We start from the raw sequence: 15,561 nt of genomic DNA, 5'->3' as shown, positions 1-15,561 counted from the left end.
ATGCTGCGCGCCGGCGTGCGGCTGGTCCGCCTGGGGCTGCACGTGCTGCACGGCCTCGCGGTCGTGCTGCTGCAGTTCGGCCACCTCGACGCCGAGGGCCGGCGCGCGCGCGTGCAGTGGTGGTCGCGCAAGCTGCTGCGCACGATCGACGCCGAGCTGGTCGTCGAGGGCACGCCGCGCCCGGGCGCCAAGCTTTTCGTCGCCAACCATGTCTCGTGGCTGGACATCGTCGCGATCAACGCGGTGGCGCCGGCGCGCTTCGTCTCCAAGGCCGAGGTGCGGCACTGGCCGCTGCTCAACCGCATGGTCTCGGCCGCGGACACGCTCTACATCGAGCGCGAGCGGCGGCGCGACGCGATGCGCGTGGTGCACCAGATGGCCGAGGCGCTGGAGGCCGGCGACACGGTGGCGGTGTTTCCCGAGGGCACGACCTCGGACGGCACGGGCCTGCTGCCCTTCCATGCCAACCTGCTGCAGGCCGCGATCGCCACCGGCGTGCCGGTGCAGCCGGTCGCGCTGCGCTACCGCGACGCGCAGCATGCGGTCAGCCCGGCGGCGGCCTATGTCGGCGACACCAGCCTGGTCGCCTCGCTGTGGAACGTGCTGCGTGCCCGCGGGCTCGCGGTGCAGGTGTGCTTCCTGCCGGCCGAGGGCACGCGCCATGCCGACCGGCGCGCGCTGGCGCGCCTGCTGTCGGACCGTATCGCCGAGCGCCTCGCGGCACTGGGCTGAACGGCCGGCGCGGCGGGGACGGTCAGGCCTTGCCCTGGCTGGCCACGGCGGCCGCGGCGCGGGCGGCGGCTTCGGCGTCGCCCAGGTAGTAGTGCCGGATCGGCTTCAGCTCGGCGTCCAGCTCGTAGACCAGCGGGATGCCGTTCGGGATGTTCAGCCCGACGATGTCGCTGTCGGAGATGTTGTCGAGGTACTTCACCAGCGCGCGGATGCTGTTGCCGTGCGCGGCGATCACGACGCGCTTGCCCGCCTTGATGGCCGGCGCGATCGAATCGTTCCAGAACGGCAGCACGCGCGCCACCGTGTCCTTCAGGCATTCGGTCAGCGGGATCTGCTCGGGCTGCAGCTTCGTGTAGCGGATGTCCTGGCGCTGGCCGCGCGGGTCGTTCGGGTCCAGCGCGGGCGGCGGCACGTCGTAGCTGCGGCGCCAGATCAGCACCTGCTCCTCGCCGTACTGCTTGGCCATGTCGGCCTTGTTCAGCCCTTGCAGCGCGCCGTAGTGGCGCTCGTTGAGGCGCCAGCTGTGCACCACCGGCAGCCAGGTGCGGTCCATCTGGTCCAGCACGTGCCACAGCGTCCAGATCGCGCGCTTGAGCACCGAGGTGTAGGCCACGTCGAAGTCGTAGCCTTCGACCTTCAGGATGCGGCCAGCCTCCTTGGCCTGCTCGACGCCGGTGGGCGTGAGCTCGACGTCGGTCCAGCCCGTGAAGCGGTTTTCCAGGTTCCAGGTGGACTCACCGTGACGGATGAGCACGAGCTTGTACATCGAAGCCTCCTGAAGAGATGTCTTGAGATCCGGGAGAGGGCGGCAACTTGCCCAAAAGCCCGGAATTCTATAATCCGCGCCCGTCACGGCCTGCCTGCAGGGGCCTGGCGCGTCAGGCGCCGGGGCTGCCGCAGCAGGTGCCCGTTCCCCAGCCACCGTTCAGGTTTCCCAAGTGAAATTCATCATCGACAACTGGTTCCTCATCCTGGTCGCCTTCGTCTCCGGCGGCATGCTGGTGTGGCCGCTCGTCACCCGCGGCACCCGTGCCGGTGCGGTCAGCACGGCCCAGGCGGTGCTGCTGATCAACCGCGAGAAGGCCGTGGTCGTCGACGTCAGCGAGCCGGCCGAATACGCCGCGGGCCATGTCGCCGGCGCGCGCAACATCCCCTTCGGCAGCCTGGAAGGCGCCAGGGAGCTGCCGTCCAACAAGTCCCTGCCCATCATCGTGGTTTGTCCGACCGGCGCACGCGCTTCGCGTGCTGCGGCTACGCTGCGCAAGTCGGGCTACGAGAAGGCCGTGCCGCTGGCCGGTGGCACGGCGGCGTGGCGCGAAGCGAACCTGCCGATCGAGAAAACCACGGCCTGAAGGTGCTCACCGCCCGCAGGGCCAGGACGAAGGACTGCTGCATGCAACCCGTGAAGATGTACACGACGCTGGTGTGCCCGTACTGCCAGCGCGCGAAGATGCTGCTCAAGCAGCGCGGCGTGGCCGAGATCGAGGAGATCCGGGTCGACCTGGATCCGGCCCAGCGCGAGGCGATGACGAGCCTCACCGGCCGGCGCACCGTGCCGCAGATCTTCATCGGGGACACGCACGTGGGTGGTTGCGACGACCTGATCGCGCTGGACCAGCGCGGCGGCCTGATCCCCCTGCTCGAAGGCCGCGCCTGAGCGAGCACATCTGACGCAGGCCGCGCCGGAGCAGCTTCCGGCTCGGCCATAATGCGTGTTCGCAGCCCGCACCCCCTACCGGTTGCGGGCTTTTCGTTTCCGAGGAAGAACGACACTCACCATGGCCGAGCAAGCAAACAACCCCGTGTTCCAGATCCAGCGCGTCTACACGAAGGATCTGTCGCTGGAGCAGCCCAATTCCCCGCAGATCCTGCTGGAGCAGGAACAGCCCAAGGTGGACATCAACCTGGGCCTGGAGGCGCAGCCGGTCGCCGACGGCGTGTTCGAGGTCAGCGTGGTGGCCACGGTGCACACCAAGGTCAAGGACAAGACCCTGTTCCTGGTCGAGGCCAAGCAGGCCGGCATCTTCGAGATCCGCAACATCCCGGAAGACCAGGTCAACCCCATCATCGGCATCGCCTGCCCGCAGATCGTCTACCCGTACCTGCGCGCCGTGGTGGCCGACGTGATCTCGCGCGCCGGTTTCCCGCCGGTGCACCTGGCCGAGGTCAACTTCCAGGCCATGTACGAGGCCCAGCTGCAGCAGCAACAGCAGCAGGGCGGCAACGGCGGCTCGCCGATCATCACCAGCGCCTGATCCCCGCCGTTCCTGCCGATGAACATCACCGTCCTGGGCGCCGGCGCCTGGGGGACGGCGCTGGCGGCGAGCACCGCGCCGCGGCATCCGACGCTGCTGTGGGCGCGCGACGCCGCGCAGGCAGCGTCCATGCAGCAGGCGCGACGCAACGAACGCTACCTGTCCGGCGCGGACCTGCCGCCGGAACTCCTCGTCAGCAGTGACTTCGACCAGGCCCTGCGCCATGCGCAGGGCGGGCTGCTGGTGGTCGCCACGCCGATGGCCGCGCTGCGCGAGATGCTCGGCCGCGTCCCCGAAGACGCCTGCGTGTGGTGGCTGTGCAAGGGCTTCGAGGCCGGCACCGGCCTGCTCGGCCACGAGGTGGCCCGCGAGGTGCGCCCGCAGGCGCGCGTGGGCGTGCTGTCCGGGCCCAGCTTTGCGCTCGAGGTGGCGCGCGGCCTGCCCACCGCACTGGTGGCCGCGAGTACCGATGCCGCGCTGGCCGAGGCCGCGGTGCACGCCTTCCACGGCGACGCGCTGCGCGTCTACACCTCGCCGGATCCGGCCGGGGTGGAGGTGGGCGGGGCGGTCAAGAACGTGCTGGCGATCGCCACCGGCATCGCCGACGGCATGGGCCTCGGCCTCAACGCGCGCGCCGCGCTGGTGACGCGCGGCCTGGCCGAGATGACCCGGCTGGGCCTGGCGCTCGGCGCCCGCCCCGAGACCTTCATGGGCCTGAGCGGCCTGGGCGACCTGGTGCTGACCGCCACCGGCGACCTGTCGCGCAACCGCCAGGTCGGCCTGCAGCTCGCGCAGGGCAAGTCGCTGGCGCAGATCCTCGCCGAGCTCGGCCACGTGGCCGAAGGCGTCTACAGCGCCCCGACCGTGCTGCAGCGCGCGCGCGAGCGCGGCGTCGAGATGCCGATCACCGAGGCGGTCACGCAGATCCTGGACGGGCGCCTCACGCCGCAGCAGGGGCTGGAACGGCTGATGGGCCGCAGCGCCCGCGCGGAGTGGTGAGCCCGTCCACCGAATCCCACACGGAGGTGTACATGCAACGTCGTCAGTGGTTGAAGGTCGCCGGTGCGGCGGCCGCATCGCTGTCCTGGCCCGTGCAGGCGCAGCAGCCGTGGCCGGCGCGGACCATCCGCCTGGTCGTGCCGTTTCCGGCCGGCAGCTCGCCGGACCTGATCGCGCGTGTCGTCGCCGAGCCGCTGTCGCACGCGCTCGGGCAGACCATCGTGGTCGAGAACCGGCCCGGCGCGGGCGGCAACATCGGCACCGGGCTGGTGGCCAAGGCCGCGCCGGACGGCTACACGCTGCTGTTCACGATCCAGGGGCCGCTGGTCACCGCGCCGCTGCTGAGCAGGAGCCTGCCGTACGACCCGGTCCGGCAGCTCGCGCCGGTCAGCCTGGTCGCGACCAGTCCCAACGTGCTGGTGGTCTCGCCGCAGCTGGGGGCGAAGACGCTGGCCGACTTCGTGCGCATCGCCCGGGAACGCAAGGGCCAGCTCAACTACGGCTCGGTGGGCAACGGCAGCGCCTCGCACCTGGCGATGGAGCTGTTCAAGGCGCGCGCCGGCATCGACCTCGCGCACGTGCCCTACCAGGGCTTCCCGCAGATCGTCAACGCGATCCTGGCCGGCGAGGTGCAGGCCGCCTTCATGGTGCCCGGCATCGCGATGGGACAGGTGAGGGCCGGCAAGCTGGTCGCGCTGGGCGTGACGACTGCCGGCCGCAGCGCGGCGCTGCCGGAATTGCCGTCGTTCGCCGAGCTGGGCTACCCCGGCTTCGAGGCCATCTCCTGGCAGGCCGTGCTGGCGCCGGCCGGCACGCCCAAGCCCGTCATCGACCGGCTCAGCCAGGAGCTGGTGCGCATCATCAAGAGCGACGAGGTGCGCGCGAAGATGCTGGCGCAGTACTTCACCGCCGCAGGCACCGCGCCGCAGGCGCTGGCCCAGCTGATGAAGTCCGAGCGCGAGAACTGGGGCCGCGTGATCAAGGCCGCCGGCGTGCAACCCGAGTGATTCACGCCCCGCCCGCGTAGCCGTTCTGCCGCCACGCCTCGAACACCGCCACCGCGACGGTGTTCGACAGGTTCAGGCTGCGCTGGCCGGGCCGCATCGGCAGGCGCACGCGCTGCCCGGGCGGGAAGGACTCGCGCACCGCAGGGGCGAGGCCGCGCGATTCGGCGCCGAACACCAGCCAGTCGCCCGGCTGCCAGGCCACGTCCGCGAACGGGCGGCTGCCGTGCGTGGTGAACGCGAACATGCGCTCGCGTTGCGGCTGCCGGGCCTGCAGGAAGGCGTCCCACGAGGCATGGCGCTGCACGTCCGCGTACTCGTGGTAGTCCAGCCCGGCGCGCCGCATCAGGCGGTCTTCCATCGAGAAGCCGAGCGGCTCCACCAGGTGCAGCTCGCAGCCGGTGTTGGCCGCCAGGCGGATCACGTTGCCGGTGTTGGGCGGGATCTCCGGTTCGACGAGCACGATGCGGAACATGTCCGCGATTATCGGCGCGGGGACATCATTCCCGCGGCGTGCGCGTGACGATCCACACCCGCACCTCGCGCGCACCGGCCTGCAGCAGCGTGCGCGCGAGTTCGCCGGCAGTGGCGCCGGTGGTCATCACGTCGTCGACGAGGGCGATGGAGCGCCCGTGGACCGCCGCCAGCCGGTGCGGCTCGACCGCGAACGCCCCGCGCAGGTTGGTCCGGCGCTGCGCCTGCGACAGCGTCATCTGCTGCGCGGTGTCGCGCACGCGCACCAGCCAGTCGGCATGCGCCGGCAGCCCGAGGCGTCGCGCCAGCCAGCGCGCGATCTCCCAGGCCTGGTTGTAGCCGCGCTCGCCCAGGCGGGCGCGCGACAGCGGCACCGGCAGCACGAGCTCGGGTGGCGCGGCATCGCGCTCGCGGATCGCCGCGAGCAGCCGCTGCGCCAGCGGCTCGACCAGGTCGAGCCGCTCATGGAACTTGAGGTCGGCCACGAGCTTGGCCCACGGGTAGGCGTGGTCGAGCGCGGCGACCGCGTGGGTCCACGGCGGCGGATGGCGCAGGCAGGCGCCGCAGGTCAGGACGCCTTCGGGTACCTGGATCGCGCAGCGCACGCAGCGCGGCACGGTGCGCGCAAAGCGCCGCAAGCAGGCGGCACACACGCGCCTGGCCTGCCAGGTGCGGCAGACCGCGCATTGGCTCGGCAAGGCACGCAGCCAGGCCGCAGGACGCAGCAACAGGGACGTGAGCATGATCGCGGCACACCCACGGGCCGGTCCTGCACCCGTGGCCAGGGTCCGTCGGGACACGCTGCACGCGTGCGGCCGTGGGGCCTTCGCCAGGCCGCGCATCGCGTGCAGCGGGTGGTCAATATACTGCGTCCATGCCCGTTTCCCCGCGCCCCTTCGATCCCGCTGCCGCGGCTGCGTGGTGGCGCAGCGGCACGCAGCCGCCCTGGCTGCATGCCGAAGTGGCGCGCCGCATGGCGCAGCGCCTGGAGATCATCAGGGCGAAGCCGCAGCGGGTGCTGGACTGGTGGAGTTCGCGCTCGGGCAGCCTGGCGCTGTTGCAGCAGGCCTATCCGCAGGCCGAGCTCATCGCGGTCGAGCCCGACGAGGCCGCGCGCGATGCCTGGCTGGCCGCGCAGCGTCGGCCCTGGTGGTTGCCGTCGCGCTGGGGCAAGTCGCCGCGCGCGCTGAGCGAGGCCGAGGCCGACGGGGCCGGCGCACAGCTGCTGTGGGCCAACATGGTGTTGCACTGGATGGCCGATCCGGCCGAGATGATCCGGCGCTGGCACCGCGCGCTCGCAGTCGACGGGTTCACGATGTTCTCGTGCCTCGGGCCGGACACGGCGCGCGAGCTGCGTGCGCTGCACGCGCGGCATGGTCACGGGCCGGCGGGTGCGGAGTTCGTCGACATGCACGACCTCGGTGACATGCTGGTGCATGCCGGCTTTGCCGACCCGGTGATGGACATGGAGCGCATCACGCTCACCTGGTCCACGCCGGAAGCCGCGCTTGCGGAACTGCGCACGCTCGGGCGCAATACCCACCCGCAGCGCCATGCGGGCCTGCGCACGCCACGCTGGAAGCGCGCGCTGATGGCGCAGATGCAGGCACCCGACCCCGCACGCGTGGCGATCACGTTCGAGATCGTCTACGGCCATGCCTTCAAGGGTGCACCGCGCGCCGTGGCAGGTGGCGAGACGCGCGTGTCGCTGCAGGACATGCGCACGATGGTGCGTTCCTCGCAGCGTCCACGTTGACGTGCAGTGTCGTCTTGCAGGCGTGAAGTTGTTCTGATCTGCGTCAAGCTGGTTGTGACCAGAGTTTGCGCTAAGCTAAAATCCTTCGGTTTGGTTGGGTAGGTTCCGCAGCCGTTGCAGGCTTGGGTCCATCCGACCCGGTTGACCGGACCGGCGCTGCGTGCAGGCAGGGCATCACCGACAGGCATGGTGCTGCAAGCCGCGGGTGCGATGGTGTCGGGTCCACGCGAGCATGGATCGTGATGATGCCGTCTCGCGAGGCATCTCCAGCAAGGCCTCCTCGTCCGAGTGCATGGCATCCTGCTGGAAGTGCGTCCATCCGGGTGCGGTGGCCGGTCGGCGCGCGGCAGGGTGGGTGGATCCAGCCTGACATGGACCGGGTGTGTGTCGATGCACGAAGGGCGCACGGTGCCGATCCTGCCGTCGTGCATGACCGCGCAGGAGGCGGCCGGTGCCTCAGGTCGTGAGGGCCCGCCCGTGTGGCCGAAGGATTGCGCACGGCGTGGCGCGGGCCGCCGTCCGGTGAAGGCGGTGCGCGCGGCGCCAGTGAAGAGAGTTTGAAACTGAAGTGACCACGATGAAGACCATGAAAGCACTTTGGCACAAGGCGGGGCAGGCCGGCCTCGGATTGGGCGCAGCGCTCGCCACCACCTGTGCGATGGCCGTCAACAGCCTGCCCGGCGGCCCCGCGGTGCGTCAGATCGACATGCATCCGCCGGTCACCCGCATCGCCGAGGAACAGCAGTTCCTGCACTACATGATGCTGTGGATCTGCGGTGTGATCTTCGTCGCGGTCTTCGGCGTGATGTTCTATTCGATCATCAAGCACCGCAAGTCCAAGGGCGCCCAGCCGGCCAACTTCCACGAGAGCGTGAAGGTCGAGATCGCCTGGACCGTGGTGCCGTTCCTGATCGTGATCGGCATGGCGCTGCCCGCCACCAAGGCCGTGGTCGCGATGAAGGACACCACCAACGCCGACCTCACCATCAAGGTCACCGGCTACCAGTGGAAGTGGGGTTACGACTACCTGAAGGGCGAAGGCGAGGGCATCTCCTTCCTGTCCACGCTCGACGTGACGCATCGCCAGGCGTCCGACGCCGGCCAGCCGGTCGGTGACGACTACCTGCTCAAGGTCGACAACCCGATGGTCGTGCCGGTGGACAAGAAGATCCGCATCGTGACCACCGCCGCCGACGTGATCCACTCGTGGATGATCCCGGCCTTCGGCGTCAAGCAGGACGCGATCCCCGGCTTCGTGCGCGATACCTGGTTCCGCGCCGAGAAGGTCGGCGACTACTACGGCCAGTGCGCCGAGCTGTGCGGCAAGGAGCACGCCTACATGCCGATCCACGTGAAGGTGCTGTCGCAGGAAGACTACGCCGCCTGGGTCGAAGAGAAGAAGAAGGAAATGGCCGCCAAGGCCGACGACCCGAGCAAGGTCTGGACGCTGGACGAGCTGGTCGCCCGTGGCGAGAAGGTCTACGCCGCCAACTGCGCCGCCTGCCACAAGGCCGACGGTACCGGCGCCGGCCCGATCAAGGCGCTGGACGGCTCGCCCATCGTGAAGGACGAGGATGCCGGCAAGCAGATCCAGGTCGTGCTCAACGGCGCGGCCAACGGTGCGATGCCGGCGTGGAAGCAGCTGTCCGACACCGAGATCGCGGCCGTGATCACCTATACCAAGAACGCCTGGTCCAACCAGACGGGCAAGATCGTCCAGCCGTCGGAAATCGTGGCTGCCCGCCAGTAAACCAGCCGAGTTCGAAATCCAAAGGAATTGACGATGAGTGCAGTGCTCGACTCCCACGGTCACGTTGCGGGCGGCCACGCCCACGACCATGCGCATGACCATCCGCACGGCTGGCGTCGCTGGGTCTTCGCGACCAACCACAAGGACATCGGTACCCTGTACCTGCTGTTCAGCTTCACGATGCTGATGATCGGCGGCGTGCTCGCGCTGCTGATCCGTGCCGAGCTGTTCCAGCCCGGCCTGCAGGTGGTCAACCCCGAGCTGTTCAACCAGCTGACCACCATGCACGGCCTGATCATGGTGTTCGGCGCGATCATGCCCGCCTTCGTGGGCTTCGCGAACTGGATGATCCCGCTGCAGATCGGCGCCTCCGACATGGCGTTCGCGCGGATGAACAACTTCAGCTTCTGGCTGATGATCCCCGCGGCGATCATGCTGGTGGGGTCGTTCTTCCTGCCCGGCGGCGCGCCGGCGGCCGGCTGGACGCTGTACGCCCCGCTGACGCTGCAGATGGGCCCGTCGATGGACGTGGGCATCTTCGCGATGCACATCCTCGGCGCCTCGTCCATCATGGGCTCGATCAACATCATCGTGACCATCCTGAACATGCGGGCGCCCGGCATGACGCTGATGAAGATGCCGATGTTCGCCTGGACCTGGCTGATCACCGCCTACCTGCTGATCGCGGTGATCCCGGTGCTGGCCGGCGCCATCACGATGACGCTGACCGACCGCCACTTCGGCACCAGCTTCTTCAACCCGGCCGGCGGCGGTGACCCGGTGATGTACCAGCACATCTTCTGGTTCTTCGGGCATCCCGAGGTCTACATCATGATCCTGCCGGCCTTCGGCATCATCAGCCAGATCGTGCCGGCCTTCGCCCGCAAGCGCCTGTTCGGCTACACCTCGATGGTGTACGCGACCGGCTCCATCGCCATCCTGTCGTTCATCGTGTGGGCCCACCACATGTTCACGACCGGCATGCCGGTGACCGGCCAGCTGTTCTTCATGTACGCGACCATGCTGATCGCGGTCCCGACGGGCGTGAAGATCTTCAACTGGGTGGCCACGATGTGGCGCGGCTCGATGACCTTCGAGACCCCGATGCTGTTCGCCGTGGGCTTCATCTTCGTGTTCACGATGGGTGGCTTCACGGGCCTGATGCTGTCGATGGCGCCGATCGACATCCAGCTGCAGGACACCTACTACGTGGTGGCCCACTTCCACTACGTGCTGGTGGCCGGCTCGCTGTACGCGCTGTTCGCCGGCTTCTACTACTGGGGTCCGAAGTGGACCGGCGTGATGTACTCCGAGGCGCGCGGCAAGTTCCACTTCTGGGGTTCGCTGATCACCTTCAACATCACCTTCTTCCCGATGCACTTCCTCGGCCTGGCCGGCATGCCGCGTCGCTACGCCGACTACCCGATGCAGTTCGCGGACTTCAACATGATCGCGTCCATCGGTGCGTTCGGCTTCGGCCTGATGCAGGTGTACTTCTTCTTCTTCATCGTGCTGCCGATGATGCGCGGCAAGGGCGAGAAGGCGCCGCAGCGTCCGTGGGAAGGCGCCGAAGGCCTGGAATGGGAAGTGCCGTCGCCGGCTCCGTTCCACACCTATGAAACGCCGCCCAAGCTGAACGCCAGCGCCACCCGCGTGATCGGCTGAACGCCGGACTGGAAAGGGGCCATGCGATGATCACTCCCGACAAACGCAAGCAGAACCTGCGGCTGGCGCTGATCCTGGCGTCGGTGGCGGCTGCCTTCTTCATCGGGTTCATCATCCGCATGGCCTATTTCGGCGGCTGAGGCCGGCCTGGTCATCAGGTTCGAGAGTCATGAGTACCCCTGAGGCATCCGGCGACCGACACGACAACCGTCGCATGCTCGGCAAGCTGCTCGTCATCGTCGCGATGATGTTCGGCTTCGGGTATGCGATGGTGCCGATGTACAAGCACATCTGCGAGGCGCTGGGCATCAACGTGCTGTCGCTGAGCGAGCGCCTGGTGCCCGGGATGGCGCAGCGCACCTCGGTCAACACGCAGGTCGACACCTCGCGCACGATCACCGTCGAGTTCGATGCCAACGTGCGCGGCCCGTGGGAGTTCAAGCCCGCGGTCAACTCGATCACCGTGCACCCGGGCGAGCTGGCTACCGTGATGTACGAGTTCCGCAACGTGCAGAACCGCACCATGGCGGCGCAGGCCATCCCGAGCTACGCGCCCAAGCAGGCGACGGCGCACTTCAACAAGCTGGAGTGCTTCTGCTTCAACGAGTACACCCTGGCGCCGGGCGAATCCAAGCAGTGGCCGGTGGTGTTCGTGATCGACCCGAAGCTGCCGCGTGACGTGACCACGATCACGCTGTCGTACACGTTCTTCGAGGTCGGCGGCAAGGTGCCTGCCGCCCCGAAGGGCGAACAGCAGGCGGCGCAGGCCGCCGTGGAGCCCCGCACATGACCGGTACCAACGACAGGCAGGACGCCGCCCCGCGCAAGGGGACCTTCCTGCAGACGGTCAAGGCGATCCTGTGGGCGTTCTTCGGCGTGCGCAAGTCGTCGGGTTACGAGAAGGACGTCAACGAGCTGAAGCCGGCGCACGTGATCATCGGCGGCCTGGTCGGCGCGCTGATCTTCATCGTGCTGCTGATCCTGATCGTCAACTGGGTGGTCGGCAGCGGCGCGGCGACGTGACGGGCAATCCGGCATCCGGGCAGCAGCGCCCGGGGCCCCACAGGACAGACAAGAGACAGGTTCATTAGGAGAAAAACATGTCGGCAGCGACGCATCAAGGCACCACGCCTTATTACTTTGTGCCCGGGCCCTCGCGGCATCCGGTCATGGCCGCGATCGGCCTGTTTTTCGTGATTCTGGGCGCGGGCCAGTGGATCAACGGCCATGGCTGGGGGGCGTACGCCCTGCTGTTCGGCCTGCTGTGGTGGCTGTTCGTGCTCTACCAGTGGTTCGGCGACGCGATCCGCGAGAGCGAGGGCGGCCTGTACAGCCAGCGCATCGACGCGTCCTACCGCTGGAGCATGGCCTGGTTCATCTTCTCCGAGGTCATGTTCTTCGCGTCGTTCTTCGCCGCGCTGTTCTGGTCGCGCCTGTATACGCTGCCGGTGCTGGGTGGCCTGGAGAACCAGCTGCTGTGGCCCGACTTCAAGGCGATCTGGCCGAGCGCCGCGCCGGGCAGCGGTGCCACCGCCTCGCCGGCCGGCATCGTCGAGCCGTTCCAGACCATGGGTCCGTGGCCGCTGCCGACCATCAACACCGCGCTGCTGCTGGCCTCGGGCGTGACGCTGACGATCGCCCACCACGCGCTGCGCGAGAACCAGCGCGGCAAGACCATCGGCTTCATGTGGCTGACCGTGCTGCTGGGCGTGACCTTCCTGATCCTGCAGGGTGTCGAGTACGCGCACGCCTACAACGACCTGAACCTGAAGCTGAGCTCCGGCATCTACGGCTCGACCTTCTTCATGCTGACCGGCTTCCACGGTTTCCACGTGTTCGTCGGCATGCTGATGCTGCTGGTCGTCACGCTGCGCCTGATGAAGGGCCACTTCACGTCCGAGCGTCACTTCGGCTTCGAAGGCGCCGCCTGGTATTGGCACTTCGTCGACGTGGTGTGGCTGGGCCTGTACGTGCTGGTCTACTGGATGTAAGCCACGTGGAGGCGGCCACGCCGCCTTCGATGGCACGCCATGACGACAAACGCCGCGCGAAGCGGCGTTTGTTTTTTCGTTCCTGGCGGTGCAGCCTTCAGCGCACGATGGGCACGCCGGTGGGCTGGACCCAGCCGAGCTTGTAGCTGAGCAGGATGAACAGGAACAGCGCGACCGACAGTCCGACGCGGACCGCCAGGGCGCGCACCATGTTGTTGGTCTTGGGCTTGCCGTCGCGGCCGTCGCGCATCATGAAGACGAGGGCGGACGCCAGGCTGGCGATGATGAAGATGAAGGCGAGGCCGACGAGGAGTTTCATGGAACGGATTATCTCCCCCGTCCCGCGACGCCATGGCTGAAGCGAAGCAAGCTCCCTCCTGGCGACGCTGGGTCGTGCTGGTCGTCACCATCGCCGGCGTGGCGGTGACGGCCTCGCTGGGGCGCTGGCAGCTCGGCCGCGCGGCGCAGAAGGAGGCCCTGCAGGCCGCGATCGAGCGCCAGTCGCAGCTGCCCGCGGTGCCGCTGGAGGAGCTGCGCCGACCGAGCGACGTGGACGCGCACCTGCTGCACCGTCCCGTGACGCTGCGCGGGCGCTGGCTGCACGAGCACACGGTGTTCCTCGACAACCGGCAGATGCACGGCCGTCCCGGCTTCTACGTGCTGACGCCGCTGAAGCTCGCGGGGCGCGAGGAGGCGGTCGTGGTGCAGCGTGGCTGGGCGCCGCGCGACGTGCAGGACCGCACGCGGCTGCCGTCGGTGCCCACCGGCGACGGCGAGGTGCGCCTGGAGGGCCGCATCGCCCCGCCGCCCGCCAAGCTATACGAGTTCGACGCGGCAGGCAGCGGACCCATCCGGCAGAATCTCGACCTGGCGTCGTACGAGCAGGAGGTCGGCACCCCGCTGTGGCCCGTCTCCGTCGTCCAGACCGCAGCCGTTGCCGGCGACCCCGAGGACGGGCTGCTGCGCGACTGGCCCGCACCGGCGGTGGACGTTCACAAGCACTATGGCTATGCCTTCCAGTGGTTTGCCCTGAGTGCGCTGATGACTGGTTTGTATGTCTGGTTCCAACTCCTTCGCCCCCGGCTCCGCAGATCGTCCTGAGGGCGGGCCCCCCGAGCCGCTGAGCTTCACGGTCCACACCATGCCCAGGCCGTCCGTCGACGCGGACCGGCGCACGCGGGCCGGCCGGCTCAAGATGCTGCTGGTGCTGCTGGTGTGCGCGGCCCCGGTGATCGCGTCGTACTTCACCTACTACGTGATCCGTCCCGAAGGACGCACCAACTACGGCGAGCTGATCCTGCCGCAGCGCCCGCTGCCGGAAGCGCTGCCGCTGCGCGACCTGCAGGGCCAGCCGGTCGCGGCCACCTCGCTGAAGGACCAGTGGCTGCTGGTCGTGGTGGCCGGCGGCGCGTGCGACGAACGCTGCGAGCGCCACCTGTACCTGCAGCGCCAGCTGCGCGAGACGCTGGGCAAGGACCGTGACCGCCTCGACAAGGTGTGGTTCGTCACCGACGAGGCCGCGGTGCGTCCCGAGGTGCTGCAGGCGATCCCCGGCGCGCAGGTGCTGCGCGTGCCGCAGGAGGCGCTGGCCGAATGGCTGGCTCCGGCCGAGGGCCGGCAGCTGCCGGACCACCTGTACGTGGTCGACCCGCTGGGCAACTGGATGATGCGCTTTCCGGCTGAGGCCGACGCGAACAAGGTCAAGCGCGACCTGGCCAAGCTGATGCGCGCCTCGGCGAGCTGGGACCGTCCGGGACGTTGAGGGGGCCGTGGCGATGGACGCGCAGACGCTCTACGACTTCACCCCGGTGGCGCGCATGGCGCTGCTCGGCATCGTGATCGCGCTGGGGCCGCTGGCCTGGGTGTGGCTGCGCCACCGCAGCGCCGCACCGGCGCAGCGACTGGCCGCACTGACCCTGCTGACGCTGTTCCTCACCTTCGACCTGATCCTGTTCGGCGCCTTCACGCGCCTGACCGACTCGGGCCTGGGCTGTCCGGACTGGCCGGGCTGCTACGGCAGCGCCAGCCCGTTCGGCGCGCACGAGCAGATCAGCGCCGCGCAGGCCGAGGCGCCGACCGGGCCGGTCACGCACCAGAAGGCCTGGATCGAGATGGTGCACCGCTACCTGGCCACCGGCGTGGGCGTGCTGATCACGGTCATGGCGATCGCCGCGTGGCTGCTGCGCCGCGAGATCGCGCTGTCGCCGTGGTGGGCCACGGTGACGCTGGCGTGGGTGTGCGTGCAGGGGGCGTTCGGTGCGCTCACCGTGACCTGGAAGCTTTATCCGGCCATCGTGACCGCACACCTGCTGGGCGGGCTGATCCTGCTGGCGCTGCTGGCGGCGCAGGCCCAGGTGTTCCGCGGCCGCCGCCTGCCCCTGGCGGGCGGCGTGCACCTGCTGGCCTGGGTCGTGTTCTTGCTGGTGTGGGTGCAGGTCGCGCTGGGGGGCTGGGTCAGCACGAACTACGCGGTGCTGGCCTGCGGCGGCTTCCCGACCTGCAACGGCAGCTGGTGGCCGGAGATGGACTTCGACCACGGCTACACCCTGCTGCGCGAGCTGGGCGCCGGCAAGGACGGCGGCTACCTGCCGTTCCCGGCCCTGGTCGCGATCCACTACACCCATCGCCTTGCGGCCTACGTGGTGTTCGTCGCGGTCGGCCTGCTGGCCTGGCGGCTGCTGGCCGTGCACGGGCAGGACCGCTCCGCGCGCCGCTTCGCCTGGGCGCTGGCCGGCTGCGCGCTGTGGCAGCTGGGCACGGGCCTGTCCAACGTCGTGCTTGGCTGGCCACTGGTCGCGGCCGTGAGCCACACCGGCGGGGCGGCCGCGCTGGTCGGCGTGCTGACCGCGCTGCTGACGCGCGCGCGGCTGACGCAGGCCGCGCCCGACCGCCTGGCGGCCGCAGCGGCAGGCCCTCGTCTCGCATCCTAGAATCG

At 69.2% G+C, this 15,561-nt stretch carries 20 protein-coding genes; 16 read left to right on the top strand and 4 right to left on the bottom strand.

Features of this window, described 5'->3' with window-relative positions; all coding sequences use genetic code 11:
* Positions 1 to 732, top strand: a complete 732-nt coding sequence (locus IS481_RS14390) for a lysophospholipid acyltransferase family protein (protein ID WP_104357862.1) — start codon at positions 1 to 3, stop codon at positions 730 to 732.
* Between the two features lie 22 nt (positions 733 to 754).
* Here the strand turns inward: IS481_RS14390 and gpmA are convergent, their stop codons facing one another.
* Complete coding sequence (gene gpmA / locus IS481_RS14385; protein ID WP_104357863.1) at positions 755 to 1,498, bottom strand: 2,3-diphosphoglycerate-dependent phosphoglycerate mutase; 744 nt, start codon at positions 1,496 to 1,498, stop codon at positions 755 to 757.
* 172 nt (positions 1,499 to 1,670) lie between these two features.
* Here gpmA and IS481_RS14380 point away from each other — a divergent pair, with 172 nt between their 5' ends.
* The 5 genes from IS481_RS14380 (at position 1,671) to IS481_RS14360 (ending at position 4,993) form a co-directional block, all read left to right on the top strand.
* A complete protein-coding gene (locus IS481_RS14380; RefSeq protein ID WP_104357864.1) occupies positions 1,671 to 2,084 on the top strand; it encodes a rhodanese-like domain-containing protein in 414 nt (137 codons plus the stop codon).
* Between the two features lie 41 nt (positions 2,085 to 2,125).
* Entirely contained in the window at positions 2,126 to 2,389 is a 264-nt protein-coding gene (grxC, locus tag IS481_RS14375) for a glutaredoxin 3 (protein ID WP_104357865.1), read from the top strand.
* A 121-nt stretch (positions 2,390 to 2,510) separates the two neighbouring features.
* A complete protein-coding gene (gene secB, locus IS481_RS14370; protein WP_104357866.1) occupies positions 2,511 to 2,987 on the top strand; it encodes a protein-export chaperone SecB in 477 nt (158 codons plus the stop codon).
* 18 nt (positions 2,988 to 3,005) lie between these two features.
* Complete coding sequence (locus IS481_RS14365) at positions 3,006 to 3,986, top strand: NAD(P)H-dependent glycerol-3-phosphate dehydrogenase (protein WP_104357867.1); 981 nt, start codon at positions 3,006 to 3,008, stop codon at positions 3,984 to 3,986.
* Between the two features lie 32 nt (positions 3,987 to 4,018).
* Positions 4,019 to 4,993: a Bug family tripartite tricarboxylate transporter substrate binding protein gene (locus IS481_RS14360; RefSeq protein ID WP_104357894.1), complete on the top strand. Its 975-nt coding sequence runs from the start codon at positions 4,019 to 4,021 to the stop codon at positions 4,991 to 4,993.
* Position 4,994: 1 nt separating this feature from the next.
* On the opposite strand, the gene trmL is transcribed toward IS481_RS14360, so the two are convergent.
* Positions 4,995 to 5,465, bottom strand: coding sequence for a tRNA (uridine(34)/cytosine(34)/5-carboxymethylaminomethyluridine(34)-2'-O)-methyltransferase TrmL (gene trmL, locus IS481_RS14355; RefSeq protein WP_104357868.1), 471 nt, complete (start codon positions 5,463 to 5,465; stop codon positions 4,995 to 4,997).
* A gap of 25 nt (positions 5,466 to 5,490) precedes the next feature.
* Positions 5,491 to 6,207: a ComF family protein gene (locus IS481_RS14350; protein ID WP_104357869.1), complete on the bottom strand. Its 717-nt coding sequence runs from the start codon at positions 6,205 to 6,207 to the stop codon at positions 5,491 to 5,493.
* 131 nt (positions 6,208 to 6,338) lie between these two features.
* Here IS481_RS14350 and IS481_RS14345 point away from each other — a divergent pair, with 131 nt between their 5' ends.
* The 7 genes from IS481_RS14345 (at position 6,339) to IS481_RS14320 (ending at position 12,626) form a co-directional block, all read left to right on the top strand.
* On the top strand, positions 6,339 to 7,220 hold the full coding sequence (locus IS481_RS14345; protein ID WP_104357870.1) for a methyltransferase domain-containing protein: 882 nt from the start codon (positions 6,339 to 6,341) through the stop codon (positions 7,218 to 7,220).
* 577 nt (positions 7,221 to 7,797) lie between these two features.
* Complete coding sequence (gene coxB / locus IS481_RS14340; RefSeq protein ID WP_419186855.1) at positions 7,798 to 8,970, top strand: cytochrome c oxidase subunit II; 1,173 nt, start codon at positions 7,798 to 7,800, stop codon at positions 8,968 to 8,970.
* 33 nt (positions 8,971 to 9,003) lie between these two features.
* Positions 9,004 to 10,635 carry a cytochrome c oxidase subunit I gene (gene ctaD / locus IS481_RS14335; RefSeq protein WP_104357871.1) on the top strand — a complete coding sequence of 544 codons (1,632 nt, stop codon included), beginning with the start codon at positions 9,004 to 9,006 and terminating at the stop codon, positions 10,633 to 10,635.
* A 26-nt stretch (positions 10,636 to 10,661) separates the two neighbouring features.
* Positions 10,662 to 10,775 carry a cytochrome oxidase small assembly protein gene (locus IS481_RS18410; protein WP_211305210.1) on the top strand — a complete coding sequence of 38 codons (114 nt, stop codon included), beginning with the start codon at positions 10,662 to 10,664 and terminating at the stop codon, positions 10,773 to 10,775.
* A 29-nt stretch (positions 10,776 to 10,804) separates the two neighbouring features.
* Positions 10,805 to 11,425, top strand: coding sequence for a cytochrome c oxidase assembly protein (locus IS481_RS14330; RefSeq protein ID WP_104357872.1), 621 nt, complete (start codon positions 10,805 to 10,807; stop codon positions 11,423 to 11,425).
* Complete coding sequence (locus IS481_RS14325; protein WP_104357873.1) at positions 11,422 to 11,658, top strand: DUF2970 domain-containing protein; 237 nt, start codon at positions 11,422 to 11,424, stop codon at positions 11,656 to 11,658. The genes IS481_RS14330 and IS481_RS14325 overlap by 4 nt, the downstream gene beginning before the upstream one ends.
* Before the next feature lie 77 nt (positions 11,659 to 11,735).
* Positions 11,736 to 12,626, top strand: coding sequence for a cytochrome c oxidase subunit 3 (locus tag IS481_RS14320; RefSeq protein ID WP_104357874.1), 891 nt, complete (start codon positions 11,736 to 11,738; stop codon positions 12,624 to 12,626).
* Positions 12,627 to 12,723: 97 nt separating this feature from the next.
* Here the strand turns inward: IS481_RS14320 and IS481_RS14315 are convergent, their stop codons facing one another.
* Positions 12,724 to 12,945 carry a twin transmembrane helix small protein gene (locus IS481_RS14315; protein ID WP_104357875.1) on the bottom strand — a complete coding sequence of 74 codons (222 nt, stop codon included), beginning with the start codon at positions 12,943 to 12,945 and terminating at the stop codon, positions 12,724 to 12,726.
* 32 nt (positions 12,946 to 12,977) lie between these two features.
* Here IS481_RS14315 and IS481_RS14310 point away from each other — a divergent pair, with 32 nt between their 5' ends.
* From IS481_RS14310 to IS481_RS14300, 3 genes are read left to right on the top strand one after another with little or no spacing between them, the layout of a single operon-like run.
* Positions 12,978 to 13,727: an SURF1 family protein gene (locus tag IS481_RS14310; RefSeq protein WP_104357876.1), complete on the top strand. Its 750-nt coding sequence runs from the start codon at positions 12,978 to 12,980 to the stop codon at positions 13,725 to 13,727.
* Positions 13,681 to 14,388, top strand: a complete 708-nt coding sequence (locus IS481_RS14305; RefSeq protein ID WP_104357877.1) for an SCO family protein — start codon at positions 13,681 to 13,683, stop codon at positions 14,386 to 14,388. Before IS481_RS14310 ends, IS481_RS14305 begins: the two co-directional genes overlap by 47 nt.
* A 13-nt stretch (positions 14,389 to 14,401) precedes the next feature.
* On the top strand, positions 14,402 to 15,556 hold the full coding sequence (locus IS481_RS14300; RefSeq protein ID WP_104357878.1) for a COX15/CtaA family protein: 1,155 nt from the start codon (positions 14,402 to 14,404) through the stop codon (positions 15,554 to 15,556).
* The last annotated feature ends 5 nt before the right edge of the window (positions 15,557 to 15,561 follow it).

Origin of the sequence: Caldimonas thermodepolymerans (genome assembly GCF_015476235.1) — a bacterium.
Classification (GTDB): domain Bacteria; phylum Pseudomonadota; class Gammaproteobacteria; order Burkholderiales; family Burkholderiaceae_C; genus Caldimonas; species Caldimonas thermodepolymerans.
This window is presented reverse-complemented; position numbering and strand designations above follow the sequence as displayed.

Coding starts and splice junctions, on each gene's coding strand:
- IS481_RS14315 (WP_104357875.1), bottom strand. CDS start 12,945: ATGAAACTCCTCGTCGGCCTCGCCTTCATCTTCATCATCGCCAGCCTG.
- IS481_RS14305 (WP_104357877.1), top strand. CDS start 13,681: ATGTCTGGTTCCAACTCCTTCGCCCCCGGCTCCGCAGATCGTCCTGAG.
- IS481_RS14320 (WP_104357874.1), top strand. CDS start 11,736: ATGTCGGCAGCGACGCATCAAGGCACCACGCCTTATTACTTTGTGCCC.
- coxB (WP_419186855.1), top strand. CDS start 7,798: ATGAAGACCATGAAAGCACTTTGGCACAAGGCGGGGCAGGCCGGCCTC.
- ctaD (WP_104357871.1), top strand. CDS start 9,004: ATGAGTGCAGTGCTCGACTCCCACGGTCACGTTGCGGGCGGCCACGCC.
- IS481_RS14365 (WP_104357867.1), top strand. CDS start 3,006: ATGAACATCACCGTCCTGGGCGCCGGCGCCTGGGGGACGGCGCTGGCG.
- trmL (WP_104357868.1), bottom strand. CDS start 5,465: ATGTTCCGCATCGTGCTCGTCGAACCGGAGATCCCGCCCAACACCGGC.
- IS481_RS14325 (WP_104357873.1), top strand. CDS start 11,422: ATGACCGGTACCAACGACAGGCAGGACGCCGCCCCGCGCAAGGGGACC.
- IS481_RS14310 (WP_104357876.1), top strand. CDS start 12,978: ATGGCTGAAGCGAAGCAAGCTCCCTCCTGGCGACGCTGGGTCGTGCTG.
- IS481_RS14330 (WP_104357872.1), top strand. CDS start 10,805: ATGAGTACCCCTGAGGCATCCGGCGACCGACACGACAACCGTCGCATG.
- IS481_RS14345 (WP_104357870.1), top strand. CDS start 6,339: ATGCCCGTTTCCCCGCGCCCCTTCGATCCCGCTGCCGCGGCTGCGTGG.
- IS481_RS14360 (WP_104357894.1), top strand. CDS start 4,019: ATGCAACGTCGTCAGTGGTTGAAGGTCGCCGGTGCGGCGGCCGCATCG.
- secB (WP_104357866.1), top strand. CDS start 2,511: ATGGCCGAGCAAGCAAACAACCCCGTGTTCCAGATCCAGCGCGTCTAC.
- gpmA (WP_104357863.1), bottom strand. CDS start 1,498: ATGTACAAGCTCGTGCTCATCCGTCACGGTGAGTCCACCTGGAACCTG.
- IS481_RS18410 (WP_211305210.1), top strand. CDS start 10,662: ATGATCACTCCCGACAAACGCAAGCAGAACCTGCGGCTGGCGCTGATC.
- grxC (WP_104357865.1), top strand. CDS start 2,126: ATGCAACCCGTGAAGATGTACACGACGCTGGTGTGCCCGTACTGCCAG.
- IS481_RS14390 (WP_104357862.1), top strand. CDS start 1: ATGCTGCGCGCCGGCGTGCGGCTGGTCCGCCTGGGGCTGCACGTGCTG.
- IS481_RS14350 (WP_104357869.1), bottom strand. CDS start 6,207: ATGCTCACGTCCCTGTTGCTGCGTCCTGCGGCCTGGCTGCGTGCCTTG.
- IS481_RS14300 (WP_104357878.1), top strand. CDS start 14,402: ATGGACGCGCAGACGCTCTACGACTTCACCCCGGTGGCGCGCATGGCG.